A 17,509-nucleotide genomic window follows, 5' to 3' on the forward strand; every position below is an offset into this window, starting at 1 on the left:
CAGCGCTTACGGCTCATGCCCCGTGGTCATGCATCCGAAACCAGCGAGTAACGGCTACTTATGCGGCCCAACGCATACTGTGCAACCGCCCTTATCCTACGGCCGTTCCGAACAGGATGCCCAGGGCGTACGTCACACCGGCCGCAGCACCACCGAGGGCAAGCTGCCGGAGTCCGCTGTACCACCAGCTGCGCGCCGTCACCCGGGCCACCACCGCACCACAGCCGAACAGCCCGAAGAGCGCGAGCAGCACGGCCGGCCAGAGCGCGGTCGCACCGAGCAGATACGGCAGCAGGGGCAGCAGGGCGCCCAGCGCGAAGGATCCGAACGACGACACCGCCGCGACCAGGGGGGACGGCAGGTCGCCGGGGTCGATGCCGAGCTCCTCGCGGGCGTGTATCTCCAGCGCCTGCTCCGGGTCCTTCGACAATTGCCGGGCGACTTCCCGCGCCAGCTCGGGCTCGACCCCGCGGGCCTGGTAGAGCGCCGCGAGCTCGGCCTCCTCGTCCTTCGGGTGCTTGCGCAGCTCCCTGCGCTCCACGTCCAGCTCGGCCTCGACGAGCTCACGCTGCGAGGCGACGGACGTGTACTCACCGGCGGCCATGGAGAAGGCACCGGCCGCGAGACCCGCGAGCCCGGTCAGCACGATGGTGTGCTGACCGACCGCGCCACCGGCGACACCGGTCATCAGCGCGAGGTTCGAGACCAGGCCGTCCATCGCACCGAAGACGGCGGGGCGCAGCCAGCCGCCGTTCACATCCCGGTGCGTGTGGTTGTCGCGATGCGCTTCGTGCAGCGCGGCTTCGGTCTCGATGATGGCCACGGGTCTTCCCCCAGGATAGCTAAGCCAAAGCTAACTTTGGACACGTTCTATGTTTCGACAACGCAGAATGTACGCCCCCCATTCCAACCCCGCCAGCAAGGAAAGGCTCGGCTAACCTGCGGTTTTGCCCGCAACCGCTCATCCGCTACGACCTCTGCACATATGTCGACCGGGTGACGATGGCGCCCGGCGGGCTCGGCGAAACCGCTGCGGTGGGACACATCCGCATATGGCTCCCGGAGCCCCGCAGGAGAGGCCGCGCGCGTATGACATCGATCGCCTGCATTCCCTCGGTCCCGTCGCGCGGCACCGCCGCCGAACTCCGCGAACGGGCGCGCGGAGCGCTGCTCGGCCTCGCCGTCGGTGACGCGCTCGGGGCCCCGGCGGAGAACATGAAGCCCTCGGAGATCCGCGCCCGCTGGGGCCGTATCACCGGCTACGTCGCCGACCGCCCCTGCGGCACCGACGACACCGAGTACGCGATCTTCTCCGGCCTGCTGCTCGCCCGGCACGGCTCGGACCTCACCCCGGCCCATGTGGAGGCGGCCTGGCACGAGTGGATCGCGGACCGGGAGGAGGGACAGTTCCGGGGCGCGGGCTTCAGCGAACGCGGCACCCTGGAAAACCTCCGCCGCGGACTCGCCGCCCCCATCTCGGCCCAGCACCGGCACGCCTGGAGCGACGGCCTGGCCATGCGGGCGGCCCCCTTCGGCGTCTTCGCCGCGGGACGCCCCGCCGAGGCGGCCCGGCTGGCCGCGATCGACGGCTCGGTGAGCCACGACGGCGAGGGCATCTACGGCGGCCAGGCGGTGGCGGCGGGCGTGGCGGCGGCGATGGCGGGCGCGCCGGCCATCGCGGTCGTGGCCTCGGCGCTGGCCGTCGTCCCCGACGACTCCTGGACGGCCCGCTCCCTGCGCCGCGCCGCGGCGGTCGCCCACCGCGGCGAAAGAGCGGTCCGCTCGGCGGTCGTCATCGGCGGCTACCCCTGGACCGACCTGGCCCCGGAGGCGGTGGCCCTGGCCTTCGGCGCCTACGCGGCAGCCGACGGCGACTTCCGCGACGCGGTGCTCACGGCGGTCAACATGGGCCGCGACGCGGACACGACGGCGGCGGTGGCGGGAGCGCTGGCGGGCGCGGGACAGGGCGCTTCCGCGATCCCCCAGGAGTGGGCGTCGGCGATCGGCCCGGCCCGGGGCAGCTGCCTGCCGGCGATGGCGGGCCACCACGTCCTGGAAGTGGCGGACCTGTTGGTGCCGGGGGCGTCGCGATGACGCCGCCGGGGCCGTGGACGGCGGGAGCACCGGTGACTGCGCCGACGCACGAAGGGACAGCCGCCGACGGTGGATTCGCCCCACAGGGGCCACCCGACGACGAAAGAGATACGGGTGGTGCGGGTGGGAGCGAAACGGCCGAAGGCGAAGCCGAGGCCGGCAGAACCGTCGGCCTGTTGCTGGGGCTGGCCGCGGGCGACGCCGCCGGATGGCCCGCCGCTCGCCACCGAGCGGCCCGTATGCCCGAGTGGACCCGCCGCCTCACCCGCGAACTCGACACCTTCGCCGAGCACAACGCCACCACCACCCTCCCCGTTCCCATCGCCCTCAACCAGCCCCCCGAGCCCCTCCACCTCGGCCCCTCCGACGACGCCGAATGGGCAGCCTTCGCCGCGGAGGCGCTGCTGCGCGCCGGCGACAGCAACGCCCTCGGCGACCTCAGCCAGGAACGCCGTACCCGAGCCGCCATCGACCTGACCTGGAACGCCGTGGCCGCAGAAGTCGCCGCGGCGGCGGACCGCGCTCCGGAGATCGAGTCCGCCGTCCTCCCCCTGCGCGCCCGTATCTCCGTACGGGCCGGACTCGGCAACCTCGCCGCCGGGCTCCGCCCGCCCGCCACCGGCCACGACAACCCCCACTACTTCGACGACGCGGCCTGCGTACGAGCCTGTGTCCTGGCCGTGGCCCACCCCGGCGAGCCCCGGCTCGCCGCGGACCTCGCCGAGTTCGACGCCCGCTATACCCAGGACGGCGACGGAGTGCACGGAGCCCGTGCCATGGCGGCGGCCGTGTCCCTCGCCCTGACCGGCGCGGACGTGCACACCTGCGTGACGGCGGCCCTGGCCGAGCTCCCCGAGACCACCGAGATCGGCCGCAACGCCCGCCACGCCCTGGAGCTTGCCGCGCGGGCCGAGTCCGCCTTCGCCCTGATCCCCCTCCTGGAACACCGGATCGTCGACCACGTCTACAGCTACGGCATCGCCGCCGCCGAAACCGTCCCGGTGGCCCTCGCCCTGACCACCGCCTCCCGGGGCCGTATCGCGGAGGCGGTACCGGCGGCGGCCTGTCTGTCCCGGGTGGCCGACTCGGCCCCGGCGCTCGCGGGCGCCCTCACCGGCACGCTCGGCGGCGGCGACTCGATCCCCGCGTCCTGGCGCGAGGCCTGCCGCACCCTGTCCGGCTGCGCGCTCCCCCGTCTGACCGGCACCGACCTGGTGGAACTCGCCGAACTACTGGAAGCCACGCAACCGGCCTCACCAGGAGGATGATTCCGCCCATGACGCCCAAACAGTCAGAAATCAGCCTGGAGGACCGGATCGCCGGAGCCCTCGTGGGCGCGGCGGTGGGCGACGCCCTCGGCGGCCCCGTCGAGGGCTACTCCCCCGACCAGATCCTCGAGCGCCACGGCGGCCGCGTCCTCGGCGTCGTCGGCCCCTGGAGCGGCGACGCCTGGCGCACGGCCCGCCCCCTCGCGCCGTACCACAAGGGCGACGGGCACGTCACCGACGACACCTTGATGACGCACGCGCTGATCCGCGTGTACGCGCGGGTCCGCGACCATCTCGACGCGTACGCGATCGCGGACCACCTGGTGCCGGACCTGATGAACAACCCGCGCTGGATCCCGGAGCTGGAGACGGAGGCCGTCCCGCTGCACCGGATCTTCCTCGCGGAGAAGTGGCTGGTGGCCCGGCTCCACTACGGCCATGTCGACCCGCGCGAGGCCGGCGTCGGCAACATCGTCAACTGCGGTGCCGCGATGTACATGGCGCCGGTCGGCCTGGTCAACGCGGCCGACCCGGCAGCCGCTTACGCCGAGGCACTCGACGTCGCGGGCGCCCACCAGTCGTCGTACGGCCGCGAGGCGGCGGGCGTCTTCGCGGCGGCGGTGGCCGCGGCGGCCGCCCCAGGAGCGACACCGGACTCGGTCGTCGCCGCCGCGCTCCGCCTGGCCAGGGACGGCACGCGCACGGCGATCGAGCGGGTCTGCGAAGTGGCGTCCCGCCACACCGACTTCGAGTCCGCGCTGGTCCCGCTGCGGGAGGCGGTGACCCCGTACGACACGGTCGGCCCCGACTACCGCGCTCCGTCCCTCGGCGCCCGCCGCCCGTCCCGCCTGCACGCGATCGAGGAACTCCCCGTCGCCCTCGGCATGTTGCTGGTGTCCCGCGGCGACTACCGCCACGCGGTGCTGGGTTCGGTGAACTACGGCCGCGACTGCGACTCGATCGCCACGATGGCGGGCGCGCTCGCCGGGGCGCTCGGCCGCGAGGTCCCGGAGGACTGGTCGAAGCGGATCGCGGAGGCGAGCCGCCTGGACCTGTGGGAGCCCGCGGCGACGCTCACGCGGGTGACCCTGGAGATCTTCGAGCGGGACGTCCGACGACGCAGGGCCCACGAGGCGGCCTTCTCCCGGATGGGAGGCCCGAGTTGCTCCGAGTGACCTGGGTCCAGCCGGAGGACCTGATCGGCCACGAGCTGCGGCAGGCGGCGCTGGACGGCCGCGAACCCTCGGCGATCGCCGCGCGGTGGCGTGCAGCGGGCGGACCCGAGGCACCTCTGCGGGCGGGCGCGTCACCCGAACCGGCCTCGCGCTATCTGCGGCTGCTGGCCAAGGACCTGCTGGACGAACTGGCCGATCTGCCCAGCACGTTGAGCGACAGCGAGCCGACGGACCTGCGGAGGATCAAGGCGCTGTGCCCGGACTGGCCCATCCCCGCCCCCGGCTCGTCCGTCGCGCAGGCCCGCCTCGAAGCCGCCTGGCTGGGCCGCGCCGTCGGCTGCCTGCTCGGCAAGCCCGTGGAGAAACTCCCGCTCGACGGCATCCGCCAACTGGCGCGGGCCACCGGCAACTGGCCGCTGAGCACCTACTTCACCGCCCGCGGCGTGCCCGCCGAACTCCTGTCGCAGCACCCCTGGAACCGCCGCTCGGCGGCCACCTCCCTCGCCGAGAACATCGACGGCATGCCCGAGGACGACGACCTCAACTACCCGCTTCTCAACCTGCTGTTGCTGCAACGCCACGGCAGAGGGTTCACCACCACCGACCTCGCGGGCCTGTGGCTGTCCGAACTTCCGGCGGGCCGCACCTTCACCGCCGAGCGCATCGCCTACCGCAACCTCCTCCTCGGCCTGGAACCGCCGCACACGGCCCGCCACCGCAACCCCTTCCGCGAGTGGATCGGCGCCCTCATCCGCGCCGACGTCCACGGCTGGACCAACCCCGGCGACCCGGCCGCCGCCGCCGAACAGGCGCACCGCGACGCCACCCTCACCCACACCGCCAACGGCGTCTACGCCGCGATGTTCACCGCCGCCGTCATCGCCGCCGCGGCGACCGGCACCCACGACGTGCACGCCTGTCTGCGCACCGGCCTGACGGTCGTCCCGCCCCGCTCCCGGCTGGCCCGAGCCGTCCGCGACGCCGTCGAACTCGCCCGGGAACACGCCGACTTCGACACCATCGTCGACCGGCTGCACGCCGCCCACGCCGCCACCCACCACTGGGTGCACGCCGTCCCCAACACCGCCCTCGTCGCCGCCGCCCTCACCCATGCCGACGGCGACTTCACCGGCGCCATCTGCCGTGCGGTGTCCGGGGGTTGGGACACCGACTCCAACGGCGCCACCGCGGGCGGCATCGCCGGCCTCCTCGCCGGCTCCCCCACCGCCCTGCCGGACCGCTGGACGACACCGCTCAAGAACCGGCTCGCCAGCTCCGTGGGCGACTTCAACGGCATCGGCTTCGACACCCTGGCCCAGCTCACCCACCGGGAGGCATCCCGCCCATGACCCACACCGCCGTGGACGCCCCGCTCTCCGGCCTGCGCGTCCTCGACCTCGCCACCCTCTTCGCCGGCCCGCTCGCCGCCACCCTGCTCGGCGACTTCGGCGCGGAGGTCATCAAGGTGGAGCACCCCACCAAGCCGGACCCCTCCCGCGGCCACGGCCCGTCGAAGAACGGCATCGGGCTGTGGTGGAAGCTCCTCGGCCGCAACAAGCGGACCATCACCCTCGACCTGTCGAAGCCGGGCGGCCGCTCCACCCTGCTGCGCCTGGCGGCCACCGCGGACGTCGTCATCGAGAACTTCCGCCCCGGCACCCTGGAGAAGTGGGACCTCGGCTGGGCGGAGCTGTCCGCCGCCAACCCCCGTCTGATCCTCACCAGGGTCACCGCCTTCGGCCAGTTCGGCCCCTACGCGCACCGCCCCGGCTTCGGCACCCTCGCCGAGGCGATGAGCGGCTTCGCCGCGATCACCGGCGAACCGGGCGCGCCACCCACGCTCCCGCCCTTCGGCCTCGCCGACTCCATCGCGGGCCTGGCCACGGCGTACGCCGTCATGACCGCGCTGACCGCCCGCGACCGCACCGGCGAGGGCCAGGTCGTCGACATGGCGATCATCGAACCGATCCTGACCGTCCTCGGCCCCCAGCCCACCTGGTACGACCAGCTCGGCCACGTCCAGCCGCGCACCGGCAACCGCTCCCAGAACAACGCCCCGCGCGGCACCTACCTCACGGCCGACGGCGCCTGGGTCGCCGTCTCCACCTCCGCGCAGTCGGTCGCGGAACGCGTGATGCACCTGGTGGGCCGTCCGGAGCTGGTCGACGAGCCGTGGTTCGCGACGGGCGCCGACCGCGCCCGGCACGCCGACGTCCTGGACGCGGCGGTCGGCAGCTGGATCGCCGAGCGCACCCGCACCGAGGTCCTGGCGGCCTTCGAGAAGGCGGAGGCGGCGGTGGCCCCGGTGCAGGACGTGCGGGAGGTGATGACGGACCCGCAGTACGCGGCCCTCGACACGATCACCGCCCTCGACGACCCCGAACTGGGCCCTCTCCGTATGCAGAACGTCCTGTTCCGTCTCTCCGCCACGCCCGGCGCGATCCGCTGGGCGGGCCGCCCGCACGGCGCGGACACGGAGACGGTGCTCACCGCGCTCGGCCTCACCCCGGCCGAGCTGACCGCCCTGCGCGAGGAGGGCGCCGTATGACAGCGCCACCACTGACCTGGCTCTACGTCCCCGGCGACCGCCCGCACGTCGTCGCCAAGGCACTGTCGGCCGGCGCCGACGTGGTCGTCGTGGACCTGGAGGACGCGGTCGCCCCGGACCGCAAGGAGTACGCCCGCTCGGCCACCGCCGAACTCCTCTCCGCACCGCAGCCGGTCCCGGTCCACGTCCGCGTGAACCCCCTGGACGGCCCGCTGGCCGCCGGAGACCTCGCCGCGGTGGCCGCACTGCCCGGCCTCTCGGGCCTGCGACTGGCGAAGGTGACGTCTCCCGAGCAGATCGTCCGCACCGCGGAAGGGACCGGCCCCGCGGCCGGTGGCGCCCTCGGCCTGTACGCGCTCCTGGAGTCCGCGCCGGCCGTCGAGCACGCCCACGCCATCGCCTCCGCCCATCCCGCGCTGCGCGGCATCGCCCTCGGCGAGGCGGATCTACGGGCCGACCTGGGCGTACGCGAGGACGCGGGCCTGGACTGGTGCCGCTCCCGCATCGTCGTCGCCGCGCGGGCGGCGGGGCTGCCCCCGCCCTCGCAGTCGGTCCACCCGGACGTCCGCGACCTGGAGGGCCTGGCGGCCTCGTGCGCTCACGGCCGCACCCTCGGCTTCCTCGGCCGGGCGGCGATCCACCCGCGCCAACTGCCCATCATCGAACGGGCCTACCTGCCCACGGCGCGGGAGATCGAGGAGGCCGAGACGGTTCTCAAGGCGGCGACGACCCAGCAAGGCGCCCAGGCTCTGCCGAACGGACGGTTCATCGACGCGGCGGTCGTGGCGACAGCGCGACGCACGCTGTCACTGGCCGACCGCCGCTAGGCAGCCTGACGGGACGATCAGCTCTTCTTGGCCGACTCGGCGCCGTCCTTCGCGTCGACCTCGGCGTCCTCTTCGGCGCTCTCCCCGGTGGCAGCAGCTTCCTTGGGGCTGTCGCCGTCCTCGGCCTCGGCCTCGTCCTCGGCCTCGGCCTCGTCCTCGGACTTGTCCTCGACCTCGGTCTTGTCGCCGGCGGCAGCCTCCGCCTCGGCCCGTTCCTCCAGGGCGCCCGGCTCGACCACGGCCTCCCGGCCCGGCCGGATCCTGGACGACAGCACGATGTACGCCACCGCGAGCAGGAACACGATCATCGCGGTCCAGTCGTTCAGCCGCAGGCCGAGGAAGTGGTGGGCGTCGTCGACGCGCATGTACTCGATCCAGGCCCGGCCCACGCAGTAGGCGGCGACGTAGAGCGCGAACGCCCGTCCGTGCCCGAGCTTGAAGCGGCGGTCGGCCCAGATGACCAGGAAGGCGACGCCGACGCACCACAGGGACTCGTAGAGGAACGTCGGGTGGTAGTACCCGGGCACGCGGCCGTCCGTCGAGGACGTGATGTGCAGCGCCCAGGGGACATGGGTCTCTCTGCCGTACAGCTCCTGGTTGAACCAGTTGCCCCAGCGGCCGATCGCCTGGGCGAAGGCGATGCCGGGTGCGACGGCGTCGGCGTACGCGGGCATCGGGATGCCGCGTCGGCGGCAGCCGATCCAGGCGCCCAGGCCGCCGAGAGCGATCGCGCCCCAGATGCCGAGCCCGCCCTCCCACACCTTGAAGGCGTCCACCCAGTCACGGCCCTCGCTGAAGTACAGCTCGTAGTCCGTGATGACGTGGTACAGCCGGCCGCCGACGAGGCCGAAGGGCACCGCCCAGACAGCGATGTCGGCCACCGTGCCGGTCCGTCCGCCGCGGGCGATCCAGCGTTTGTTGCCGAGCCAGACCGCGACGAAGACGCCGATGATGATGCAGAACGCGTAGCCACGCAGCGGGATGGGGCCGAGGTACAGCACCCCGCGCGACGGGCTCGGAATGTAGGCAAGTTCTTCCATGGCAAGGTCGACGCTACCGTGCCCGGCGGGCCCGACGGCAGGCGGACCGGCTACGGCTCCATAACGGGCGGGCGTGAAACTCTTACCCCTTGTTCGCCTGCTGCACCAGTTGCTTCAGCTTCGCGGGCGTCATCGTCTGGTCCTGGTAGATGTTCTTGCCGTCGAGCAGGACCGTCGGTGTCCCGCCGAAACGGCCCGCCTTGAAGGCGGCGTTGGACTTGTTCACCCAGCTGTCGTGCTTGCCGTCGTCGACGCACGAGCGGAAGGCGGCCGTGTCGAGGCCCTTCACCTTGCCCGCCAGGTCGATCAGCTTGCCGTTGTCCCCGAAGGCGTCGTCGGTCTCCTTCGGCTGGTTCGCGTACAGGACGTCGTGGTAGTCGCGGAACTTCGCGGCGTCCTGGGCGCACGCGGCGGCGTTGCCCGCGCGCAGCGAGCCGGTGCCGCCGAGGTTGCCGTCGATCAGCCTGACCAGGTGGTACTCGATCCTCATCTGCCCGGAGTCGGTCAGCTCGTGGAGGGTTGGGCGGTACGCCGCCTCGAAGGCCATGCAGGCCGGGCAGCGGAAGTCCTCCCAGATCGTGAGCGTCGACTTGGCGCCGTCCTTGCCCACCGGGATCGCGAGGCTGTCCTTGCCCTGGGCCCCGGAGGGCGCCACGGCCGGGCCGGACGCCTTGGCCTCGTCCTTGCCCGAGTTCGCGGCGACCACGCCGATCACGGCGGCAAGGCCCAGGACACAGACGACGCCGGCGCCCACGATCAGCGTCCGCCGTCGCCTGTCAGCGGCCTTCTGCTTCTCGCGCTCGTCCGCCAGCCGCTCCCGGGCGGTGCGCTTTCCCTCACGGTTCTTCTCGCTCACACCCCCAGAACGAACCGGGGAGGCGCAATGCGCCTCCCCGGTCCCAGATCCACTCGTAAGGGGGACCCGGGTGACATGAGATGCCCGGCTACGCCTGTCCGCGCACGCCCTTCGCGAGGTCGGCGGCGAGGTCGCGGACGGCCTCGATACCGGCCGCGTGGTCCGGGGCGTCCAGCATCCGCTTGACGAAGGCCGAGCCGACGATCACGCCGTCGGCGAAGCCCGCGACCTCGGCGGCCTGCTCGGCGTTGGAGACTCCGAGCCCGACGCAGACGGGCAGGCCCGTGCCGGTGGCCCGGGTGCGCTCGACCAGGTCGTGCGCCTGGGCGCCGACCGACGCGCGGGTGCCTGTGACGCCCATCAGCGAGGCCGCGTAGACGAAGCCGGTGCCCGCGCCGGTGATCTGGGCGAGCCGCTCGTCCTTGCTGCTGGGGGCGACCACGAAGACCGTGGCCAGCCCGTGCTTCTCGGCGTGCTCCCGCCACAGCGCCGACTCCTGCACCGGCAGGTCGGGCAGGATGCAGCCCGCGCCGCCCGCCTCGGCGAGCTCGGCGGTGAAGCGCTCGACGCCGTAGCGGTCGATGGGGTTCCAGTACGTCATGACCAGGATCGGCTTCCCGGTGGCCGCGTAGGTCTCCTTGACCGTGCGCATGACGTGCGCGATCTTGACGCCGCCGCGCAGGGCGATGTCGTCGGCGGTCTGGATGACGGGTCCGTCGAGGACCGGGTCGCTGTGCGGCAGGCCGACCTCGACGACGTCCGCGCCTCCGTCCAGGGCCGCCTTGATCGCCTCGATGCCGCCGTCCACGGTCGGGAAGCCGGCCGGGAGGTAGGCGATGAGCGCGGAGCGGCCCTCGGCCTTGGCGCCGGCGAGGGTGTCCGCCAACAGCTGGATGTTGCCGCTCACTTGGCGTCCCCTTCGATCTCGGCGGTGTCGGCCTCGTTGGCGGCGACCTCCGCGTCGGTGTCGTACAGGCCGAAGTAGCGGGCGGCCGTGTCCATGTCCTTGTCGCCGCGGCCGGACAGGTTGATGACGATCAGGCCGTCCTTGCCCAGCTCCTTGCCGACCTCGAGGGCGCCCGCGAGGGCGTGCGCGCTCTCGATCGCCGGGATGATGCCCTCGGTGCGCGACAGCAGGCGCAGGGCCTGCATCGCCGCGTCGTCGGTGACCGCGCGGTACTCGCCGCGGCCGCTGTCCTTGAGGTAGGAGTGCTCCGGGCCGATGCCCGGGTAGTCCAGACCGGCCGAGATGGAGTACGGCTCGGTGATCTGGCCCTCGTCGTCCTGGAGGACGTAGGAGCGGGAGCCGTGCAGGATGCCGGGCTCGCCCGCGGTCAGCGTGGCCGCGTGCTCGCCCGTCTCCACTCCGTGCCCGGCCGGCTCGCAGCCGATCAGGCGGACGGAGGCGTCCGGGATGAAGGGGTGGAAGAGGCCGATGGCGTTGGAGCCGCCGCCCACGCAGGCGACGGCGGCGTCCGGGAGACGGCCGGCGCGCTCCAGGAGCTGGCGCCTGGTCTCCACGCCGATGACGCGGTGGAAGTCGCGGACCATGGCCGGGAAGGGGTGCGGGCCGGCGACCGTACCGAAGAGGTAGTGGGTGTGGTCGACGTTGGCGACCCAGTCGCGGAAGGCCTCGTTGATGGCGTCCTTGAGCGTCCGGCTGCCGGACTTCACGGCGACGACCTCGGCGCCGAGCATGCGCATGCGGGCCACGTTCAGGGCCTGGCGCTCGGTGTCGATCTCGCCCATGTAGATCGTGCACTCGAGGCCGAACAGCGCGCAGGCCGTGGCGGTCGCGACGCCGTGCTGGCCGGCGCCGGTCTCGGCGATGACGCGGGTCTTGCCCATGCGCCTGGTGAGCAGGGCCTGGCCGAGGACGTTGTTGATCTTGTGGGAGCCGGTGTGGTTGAGGTCTTCCCGCTTCAGGAAGATCCGGGCACCGCCGGCGTGCTCGGCGAAGCGTGGCACCTCGGTGAGGGCGCTGGGCCGGCCGGTGTAGTTGACCAGCAGGTCGTCGAGTTCACGGGCGAACTCGGGGTCGTGCTTGGCCTTGTCGTACTCGACGGCCACCTCGTCCACGGCGGCGACGAGGGCCTCCGGGATGAACTTGCCGCCGAATGCCCCGAAGTAGCCTTCGGGGGTGGGGACCTGACCCTCCGGGTCGGGGATGAAGAAGTCGCTGGGCATGCGTGTACCTCACGGTGAGTTGGCAGTTGAATGCGCTGGTCGCCGTGGGGCGGGGGGTTGTCAGTCGGCTGCGGGATCGTTGTGGTTGACCGCGCAGTTCCCCGCGCCCCTTGAGGGGCGCTGCCATCGCCGGCCGTTCACCTGGCCCGGTTCGTCTCCGATGACGTACCTGACTCTGCGGCCGTGTACGCGGCGGGCCGGGGCGCGGCAGCCGCGAGGGCGGCAGCCGCGCGCGAGGCGGGCGTGCCGGTCCATGGTGGTCACGGTGAGAGTCATCGGGGCAAGCCTAGCCGGGAATCAGCCCCGGCCGTGCCGCAGTGCGGGATGTTCGCCCGCCGCGACCAGGTCGGAGACCGCGGACTTCGGGTCCTTGCCGGTGACCAGGGACTCGCCCACGAGGACCGCGTCGGCGCCGGCGTTGGCGTACGCGATGAGGTCGTGCGGACCGCGGACGCCGGACTCGGCGACCCTGATGAGATGCGCCGGGACCTCAGGGGCGACGCGCTCGAACGTGCCCCGGTCGACCTCGAGGGTCTTGAGGTTGCGCGCGTTGATGCCGATCACCTTCGCGCCCGCGTCGACCGCCCGCTCGACCTCGTCCTCGTCGTGGACCTCGACGAGCGGGGTGAGCCCGATGGACTCCGCGCGCTCGATCAGCGACTCCAGGGCCGACTGCTCCAGGGCGGCGACGATGAGCAGCGCGAGGTCGGCGCCGTACGCACGGGCCTCCCACAGCTGGTACGACGTGACGATGAAGTCCTTGCGCAGCACCGGGATGTCGACCCGGGCCCGCACGGCCTCCAGGTCGGCCAGCGAGCCGCCGAAGCGGCGCTCCTCGGTCAGGACGGAGATGACGGCGGCGCCGCCCGCCTCGTAGTCGGCGGCGAGTCCCGCCGGGTCGGCGATGGCGGCCAGCGCGCCCTTGGAGGGGCTGGACCGCTTGACCTCACAGATGACCTTGACACCCTCGCCGCGCAGCGCGGCCAGCCCGTCCTTGGCCGCGGGAGCCTTCGCCGCGCGCTCCTTGAGCTCGTCGAGGCTGACGCGCGCCTGCCGCTCCGCGAGGTCGGCACGGACTCCGTCGATGATCTCGTCGAGCACACTCACGCGAGAGGCCCCCTTTCAGACAGTTGACTGTTCAAGAGGTTGACCCAGGGGGAAAACCGGTGGTCACTGCGATGGTATCCGGAGGAAGGCGTAGGCCTCGCATCCGGTTGACGCCGGTCCCACTACCTGGACGTTCCCCTGTTGATCAAGGGTGGAGCCAGCCACCGACCGGCAGGTTCCGGACAACCGTGAAGACCAGCGCCAACGTCCCCAGGGTCCACAGATGGACCGGCCCGAGGTCCAGGCGCAGCGGACGGCCGCGGGCCGCACGCACCACCCATACGGTCCACAGCAGGGCGAATCCCAGATAGCCGGCGACCGCGAGGGCGTTGTCCTGGAGGGCCGCCAGGAAGTCGCCGTGGATGAAGGAGTACGCGCTGCGCAGGCCACCGCAGCCGGGGCAGTAGACGCCGGTGAACCGGTAGAGCGGGCAGACGGGGTAGTGGCCGGGCTGGTTCGGGTCCACGGTCCCCACGTAGACGAAGGCACCGGCGACGGCAGCGAGCAGTCCGGCGGGCACGGCGAGCCGGGACACCACCGTGGGCGAGGCGGTCGCCGGCGTCGGGAACTGGCTCTCGGCGTTCACGTCCAGCATTGTCCCCCCGGCAGGGCCGCCACGCGCGCGTGAGGGGCGATCCGGCACCGGATCGCCCCTCAGCGGTACGCGCGGAAGCCGTACGGGGTCAGCTCTTCGTCGCGCTCGCGGCGGCCTGGCTCTGCGCCAGCGCGTCCTGGAAGTCCTTGTGCGCGTCCTTCGGCTGACCCATGCCCATCGCGCTCATGACCCAGCCGACGACGCCGCCCACGACCACGATGCCCATGCCGGCCCAGAAGCCCACGGGCTGAGCCGCCACCATGAAGGCGCCGGAGACGCAGAAACCGACGAACGCGATCATGACACCGGTCCAGGCGGCCGGGGTGTGACCGTGGCTGCTGCCCGCCATTGCTTGCTCCTCATTGCTGTTTTCGTGTCTGAGCCGGACGCTCACGGGACATTGTCCCGCACGCGCACAGGCGCGCCGCTCGGGGGTGGCCCATCGCGCGTCGGCTCCGGTCGCGGATCGGACTCGGTCCGCCCCGCGCAGAGGCTACGCCCCGGTGGGGTCCTCGCCGCGGTCCAGCGCCTTCCAGATGTCCTCGGGCCGGTCGGGGTCGACGACCGCGGGCCTGCGGCGGGGCTTCGGCGCCCCGGTGCGTTCGTAGCGGCCGGACATCGCGGGCCACTGGCGGCCGTAGCGCAGGGCGAGCAGGCCGGCCACGAGGATCAGGGCACCGCCCGCGGCCGCGGCGTACGGCCAGGCGGTGTGGCTGAGGGCGCCGACGGTGGCCGAGGTGTCGCCGGCGGCCTGCGCGGCCTTCTCGTCGAGCGCGGAGGTGTCGGAGACGCCGAGCAGGGCCGCGGCGATGGTGCCGGCGCCGGAGAGCGCGAGGAGGGCGGAGACGAGCAGGCGGCCGGCCCTGCGGACGGCGAAGACGGCGACGAGCGCGGCGAGGCCCACTATGGCGAGCGCCGCGGGGACGCCCGTGACGTCGCTGCCCTTGGCGGTCAGGGAGAAGGCGCCGCCGGCCACCGTCGTGGTGCCCTCCGACCAGCGCTGCCGGGTGGAGAGCAGCGCGACGGCCGCGCCGAGCGCACCGCACAGCAGGGCAATGGCGAGACTCCGGCGGCCGGCCCGTGCGGGTCCATCGGCTTCGGAACGGGGGTGAGGAGCAGCAGTCACGTACTCCACTATCACCCGAACCCCCCGTGAACCGTCACCCGGGGTTCACGTGAGAAGCGCCCCACTGCCCGCAAACGCCCTACTTGCCGAGCCTGTTCGCGGTGTGGACCGCGCGCAGGACCGCCGCCGCCTTGTTGCGGCACTCCTGGTCCTCGGCGACCGGGTCGGAGTCGGCGACGACGCCGGCGCCCGCCTGGACGTACGCCGTGCCGCCGCGCAGCAGGGCCGTGCGGATGGCGATGGCGGTGTCGGAGTCGCCCGCGAAGTCGAGGTAGCCGACGCAGCCGCCGTACAACCCCCGGCGGGACGGCTCGAGTTCGTCGATGATCTGCATCGCGCGGGGCTTGGGCGCGCCGGAGAGGGTGCCGGCCGGGAAGCAGGCCGTGAGGACGTCGAAGGCGGTGCGGCCCCCGGCGACCCTGCCGGTGACGGTGGAGACGATGTGCATCACGTGCGAGTACCGCTCGACGGACATGAAGTCGACGACCTCGACGGTGCCCGGCTCGCAGACCCGTCCCAGGTCGTTGCGGCCGAGGTCGACGAGCATCAGGTGCTCGGCGCGCTCCTTGGGGTCGGCCATCAGCTCGTCGGCGAGGACCTGGTCCTCCTGCGGGGTCGCCCCGCGCGGCCGGGTGCCGGCGATGGGGTGCACCATGGCCTGCCCGTCCTCGACCTTCACCAGGGCTTCCGGGCTGGATCCCACGACGTCGAAGCCGTCGAACCGGAACAGGTACATGTACGGCGACGGGTTCGTGGCCCGCAGCACCCGGTAGACGTCCAACGCGCTTGCCGTGCACGGCGTTTCGAAGCGCTGCGAGGGGACGACCTGGAAGGCCTCGCCCGCGCGGATGCGCTCCTTGATGTCCTCGACGGCCACCCGGAAGTCGGGGCCGCCCCACAGGGCGGTGTACTCGGGGAGCTCGGAGGGCGGGAGGACGGCGGGCGGCTGGGCGACCGCGCGCGTGAGGTCCGCCTCCATGGCGTCGAGGCGGGCGACGGCGTCGGCGTGGGCCTCGTCGACGCCCGTGTCGAGGTCGTTGTGGTTGATCGCGTTGGCGATCAGCAGGACCGAGCCCTCCCAGTGGTCCATCACGGCGAGGTCGCTGGTCAGGAGCATGGTCAGCTCGGGCAGCCCGAGGTCGTCCCGCTCGCCGGGGCCGATCTTCTCCAGGCGGCGCACGATGTCGTAGCCGAGATAGCCGACCAAGCCGCCGGTGAAGGGGGGCAGGCCATCCTGGTGCGGGGTGTGCAGGGCCTCGATGGTGGCGCGCAGGGCCGCGAGGGGGTCGCCGTCCGTGGGGACGCCGACGGGCGGGACGCCCAGCCAGTGCGCCTGGCCGTCGCGCGCGGTCAGGGCGGCGGCGGAGCGCACGCCCACGAACGAGTACCGGGACCAGGAGCGGCCGTTCTCCGCGGACTCCAGCAGGAAGGTCCCCGGGCGCTCGGCGGCGAGCTTGCGGTAGAGCGCGACCGGGGTGTCGCCGTCGGCGAGGAGCTTGCGGGTGACCGGGATGACACGGCGGTCGGTGGCCAGCTTGCGGAACGTCTCGAGGTCCATGGCGGCTGACCTTACTGATCGGCGCCGGACGGCCCGGAATCGGCGTCCTTGAGGAGCACGTCGGCGTCGAAGCAGGTGCGCGCGCCGGTGTGGCAGGCGGCGCCGACCTGGTCGACCTTGACCAGCACGGTGTCCGCGTCGCAGTCCAGCGCGACGGACCTGACCCATTGGAAGTGGCCGGAGGTGTCGCCCTTGACCCAGTACTCCCGGCGGCTGCGGGACCAGTAGGTGCAGCGGCCGGTGGTGAGGGTGCGATGCAGCGCCTCGTCGTCCATCCAGCCGAGCATGAGCACCTCACCGGTGTCGTACTGCTGGGCGATGGCGGGGACGAGCCCGTCGGCACTGCGCTTGAGGCGCGCGGCGATCTCCGGGTCGAGGCTGCTGGCCGGTGGCGTACTGGTCATGGGTGCCATTGTGCCGCGCGACACCGACAGTCATGGCGACGAGTCCACTGGGCGGACCCTCGGCGTGGTCGTAGGCTGATTGCATGTCGACTTTCGCCAAGCGTGAACGACTTCTTCTGGCCGACCTGTTGGAGGCCGCGGGCCCGGACGCCGCGACTCTCTGCGAGGGTTGGCAGACCCGCGACCTCGCCGCGCACGTGGTGGTGCGCGAGCGCCGCCCCGATGCCGCCGGCGGCATCCTGATCAAGCAGCTCGCGTCCCGCCTGGAGCGGGTGATGGCGGAGTTCGCCGCGAAGCCGTACGAGGAGCTGATCCAGCTCATCCGCACCGGTCCGCCCCGCTTCTCGCCGTTCCAGCTCAAGCAGGTCGACGAGATGTCGAACACGGTGGAGTTCTACGTCCACACCGAGGACGTCCGCCGCGCGCAGTCCGACTGGACGCCACGCGAACTCGACGCGGTCTTCCAGGACGCCCTGTGGTCCCGGCTCGAACGCTCGGCCCGCCTGATGGGCCGCGGCGCCCCCACCGGCCTCGTCCTGCGCCGCCCGGACGGCCAGACGGCGGTCGCCCACCGCGGCACTCCCGTGGTCACGGTCACCGGCGAGCCCTCGGAACTCCTCCTGTTCTCCTACGGCCGCCAGAACGCCGCCCACGTGGAGCTGGAGGGCGACAAGGACGCGGTGGCCAAGCTCCACGAGGCGAAGCAGTTGGGGATCTAGGGGGC

At 72.7% G+C, this 17,509-nt stretch carries 19 protein-coding genes; 7 read left to right on the plus strand and 12 right to left on the minus strand.

Going from position 1 to position 17,509, the window contains the following annotated elements:
- Nucleotides 1-91: 91 nt before the first annotated feature.
- Nucleotides 92-823 (minus strand): VIT1/CCC1 transporter family protein, encoded by a 732-nt coding sequence (locus ACGFYN_RS32790; RefSeq protein ID WP_393869548.1) that lies wholly within the window; start codon nucleotides 821-823, stop codon nucleotides 92-94.
- Nucleotides 824-1,089: 266 nt separating this feature from the next.
- Here ACGFYN_RS32790 and ACGFYN_RS32795 point away from each other — a divergent pair, with 266 nt between their 5' ends.
- The 6 genes from ACGFYN_RS32795 to ACGFYN_RS32820 are packed head-to-tail and all read left to right on the plus strand — an operon-like array spanning nucleotide 1,090 to nucleotide 7,912.
- The gene (locus ACGFYN_RS32795) at nucleotides 1,090-2,094 is read left to right on the plus strand and encodes an ADP-ribosylglycohydrolase family protein (RefSeq protein ID WP_393869549.1); all 1,005 of its coding nucleotides are present in this window, start codon (nucleotides 1,090-1,092) and stop codon (nucleotides 2,092-2,094) included.
- Nucleotides 2,091-3,362, plus strand: coding sequence for an ADP-ribosylglycohydrolase family protein (locus ACGFYN_RS32800; protein ID WP_393869550.1), 1,272 nt, complete (start codon nucleotides 2,091-2,093; stop codon nucleotides 3,360-3,362). The genes ACGFYN_RS32795 and ACGFYN_RS32800 overlap by 4 nt, the downstream gene beginning before the upstream one ends.
- Nucleotides 3,363-3,370: 8 nt before the next feature.
- Nucleotides 3,371-4,537, plus strand: a complete 1,167-nt coding sequence (locus tag ACGFYN_RS32805; RefSeq protein WP_393869551.1) for an ADP-ribosylglycohydrolase family protein — start codon at nucleotides 3,371-3,373, stop codon at nucleotides 4,535-4,537.
- The gene (locus tag ACGFYN_RS32810; protein WP_393869552.1) at nucleotides 4,525-5,886 is read left to right on the plus strand and encodes an ADP-ribosylglycohydrolase family protein; all 1,362 of its coding nucleotides are present in this window, start codon (nucleotides 4,525-4,527) and stop codon (nucleotides 5,884-5,886) included. Before ACGFYN_RS32805 ends, ACGFYN_RS32810 begins: the two co-directional genes overlap by 13 nt.
- Nucleotides 5,883-7,085 carry a CaiB/BaiF CoA transferase family protein gene (locus ACGFYN_RS32815; protein ID WP_393869553.1) on the plus strand — a complete coding sequence of 401 codons (1,203 nt, stop codon included), beginning with the start codon at nucleotides 5,883-5,885 and terminating at the stop codon, nucleotides 7,083-7,085. The genes ACGFYN_RS32810 and ACGFYN_RS32815 overlap by 4 nt, the downstream gene beginning before the upstream one ends.
- Nucleotides 7,082-7,912, plus strand: a complete 831-nt coding sequence (locus ACGFYN_RS32820; RefSeq protein ID WP_393869554.1) for an HpcH/HpaI aldolase/citrate lyase family protein — start codon at nucleotides 7,082-7,084, stop codon at nucleotides 7,910-7,912. Before ACGFYN_RS32815 ends, ACGFYN_RS32820 begins: the two co-directional genes overlap by 4 nt.
- Nucleotides 7,913-7,929: 17 nt before the next feature.
- On the opposite strand, the gene lgt is transcribed toward ACGFYN_RS32820, so the two are convergent.
- The 11 genes from lgt to hisI form a co-directional block, all read right to left on the minus strand.
- Nucleotides 7,930-8,952, minus strand: a complete 1,023-nt coding sequence (gene lgt / locus ACGFYN_RS32825) for a prolipoprotein diacylglyceryl transferase (protein WP_393869555.1) — start codon at nucleotides 8,950-8,952, stop codon at nucleotides 7,930-7,932.
- Nucleotides 8,953-9,034: 82 nt separating this feature from the next.
- Nucleotides 9,035-9,808 (minus strand): DsbA family protein, encoded by a 774-nt coding sequence (locus ACGFYN_RS32830; RefSeq protein ID WP_393869556.1) that lies wholly within the window; start codon nucleotides 9,806-9,808, stop codon nucleotides 9,035-9,037.
- 88 nt (nucleotides 9,809-9,896) lie between these two features.
- Entirely contained in the window at nucleotides 9,897-10,715 is an 819-nt protein-coding gene (trpA, locus tag ACGFYN_RS32835; RefSeq protein WP_393869557.1) for a tryptophan synthase subunit alpha, read from the minus strand.
- Nucleotides 10,712-11,995 carry a tryptophan synthase subunit beta gene (gene trpB / locus ACGFYN_RS32840; RefSeq protein ID WP_393869558.1) on the minus strand — a complete coding sequence of 428 codons (1,284 nt, stop codon included), beginning with the start codon at nucleotides 11,993-11,995 and terminating at the stop codon, nucleotides 10,712-10,714. Before trpB ends, trpA begins: the two co-directional genes overlap by 4 nt.
- A gap of 60 nt (nucleotides 11,996-12,055) precedes the next feature.
- Entirely contained in the window at nucleotides 12,056-12,271 is a 216-nt protein-coding gene (gene trpM / locus ACGFYN_RS32845) for a tryptophan biosynthesis modulator TrpM (RefSeq protein ID WP_393869559.1), read from the minus strand.
- Nucleotides 12,272-12,292: 21 nt separating this feature from the next.
- The gene (gene trpC / locus ACGFYN_RS32850) at nucleotides 12,293-13,102 is read right to left on the minus strand and encodes an indole-3-glycerol phosphate synthase TrpC (protein ID WP_393869560.1); all 810 of its coding nucleotides are present in this window, start codon (nucleotides 13,100-13,102) and stop codon (nucleotides 12,293-12,295) included.
- Between the two features lie 145 nt (nucleotides 13,103-13,247).
- Entirely contained in the window at nucleotides 13,248-13,697 is a 450-nt protein-coding gene (locus ACGFYN_RS32855; RefSeq protein WP_393869561.1) for a DUF2752 domain-containing protein, read from the minus strand.
- Between the two features lie 88 nt (nucleotides 13,698-13,785).
- Nucleotides 13,786-14,046 carry an HGxxPAAW family protein gene (locus tag ACGFYN_RS32860; protein ID WP_393869562.1) on the minus strand — a complete coding sequence of 87 codons (261 nt, stop codon included), beginning with the start codon at nucleotides 14,044-14,046 and terminating at the stop codon, nucleotides 13,786-13,788.
- Between the two features lie 144 nt (nucleotides 14,047-14,190).
- Nucleotides 14,191-14,832, minus strand: a complete 642-nt coding sequence (locus ACGFYN_RS32865) for a TIGR02234 family membrane protein (protein ID WP_393869563.1) — start codon at nucleotides 14,830-14,832, stop codon at nucleotides 14,191-14,193.
- Nucleotides 14,833-14,902: 70 nt separating this feature from the next.
- Nucleotides 14,903-16,381 (minus strand): anthranilate synthase component I, encoded by a 1,479-nt coding sequence (locus ACGFYN_RS32870; RefSeq protein ID WP_393869564.1) that lies wholly within the window; start codon nucleotides 16,379-16,381, stop codon nucleotides 14,903-14,905.
- A gap of 11 nt (nucleotides 16,382-16,392) precedes the next feature.
- Nucleotides 16,393-16,785 (minus strand): phosphoribosyl-AMP cyclohydrolase, encoded by a 393-nt coding sequence (gene hisI, locus ACGFYN_RS32875; protein ID WP_393869565.1) that lies wholly within the window; start codon nucleotides 16,783-16,785, stop codon nucleotides 16,393-16,395.
- 83 nt (nucleotides 16,786-16,868) lie between these two features.
- On the opposite strand from hisI, the gene ACGFYN_RS32880 reads away from it, so the two are divergent.
- On the plus strand, nucleotides 16,869-17,504 hold the full coding sequence (locus tag ACGFYN_RS32880; protein ID WP_393869566.1) for a TIGR03085 family metal-binding protein: 636 nt from the start codon (nucleotides 16,869-16,871) through the stop codon (nucleotides 17,502-17,504).
- Nucleotides 17,505-17,509: the final 5 nt, after the last annotated feature.

Source organism: Streptomyces sp. NPDC048419 (assembly GCF_043200415.1).
Lineage (GTDB): Bacteria > Actinomycetota > Actinomycetes > Streptomycetales > Streptomycetaceae > Streptomyces.

What these genes read in the sequence shown, in the direction of transcription:
- ACGFYN_RS32800 (WP_393869550.1), top strand. Translation starts at nt 2,091, where the DNA reads ATGACGCCGCCGGGGCCGTGGACGGCGGGAGCACCGGTGACTGCGCCG.
- hisI (WP_393869565.1), bottom strand. Translation starts at nt 16,785, where the DNA reads ATGACCAGTACGCCACCGGCCAGCAGCCTCGACCCGGAGATCGCCGCG.
- ACGFYN_RS32795 (WP_393869549.1), top strand. Translation starts at nt 1,090, where the DNA reads ATGACATCGATCGCCTGCATTCCCTCGGTCCCGTCGCGCGGCACCGCC.
- ACGFYN_RS32880 (WP_393869566.1), top strand. Translation starts at nt 16,869, where the DNA reads ATGTCGACTTTCGCCAAGCGTGAACGACTTCTTCTGGCCGACCTGTTG.
- ACGFYN_RS32855 (WP_393869561.1), bottom strand. Translation starts at nt 13,697, where the DNA reads ATGCTGGACGTGAACGCCGAGAGCCAGTTCCCGACGCCGGCGACCGCC.
- ACGFYN_RS32870 (WP_393869564.1), bottom strand. Translation starts at nt 16,381, where the DNA reads ATGGACCTCGAGACGTTCCGCAAGCTGGCCACCGACCGCCGTGTCATC.
- ACGFYN_RS32815 (WP_393869553.1), top strand. Translation starts at nt 5,883, where the DNA reads ATGACCCACACCGCCGTGGACGCCCCGCTCTCCGGCCTGCGCGTCCTC.
- ACGFYN_RS32860 (WP_393869562.1), bottom strand. Translation starts at nt 14,046, where the DNA reads ATGGCGGGCAGCAGCCACGGTCACACCCCGGCCGCCTGGACCGGTGTC.
- ACGFYN_RS32805 (WP_393869551.1), top strand. Translation starts at nt 3,371, where the DNA reads ATGACGCCCAAACAGTCAGAAATCAGCCTGGAGGACCGGATCGCCGGA.
- lgt (WP_393869555.1), bottom strand. Translation starts at nt 8,952, where the DNA reads ATGGAAGAACTTGCCTACATTCCGAGCCCGTCGCGCGGGGTGCTGTAC.
- ACGFYN_RS32820 (WP_393869554.1), top strand. Translation starts at nt 7,082, where the DNA reads ATGACAGCGCCACCACTGACCTGGCTCTACGTCCCCGGCGACCGCCCG.
- trpB (WP_393869558.1), bottom strand. Translation starts at nt 11,995, where the DNA reads ATGCCCAGCGACTTCTTCATCCCCGACCCGGAGGGTCAGGTCCCCACC.
- trpM (WP_393869559.1), bottom strand. Translation starts at nt 12,271, where the DNA reads ATGACTCTCACCGTGACCACCATGGACCGGCACGCCCGCCTCGCGCGC.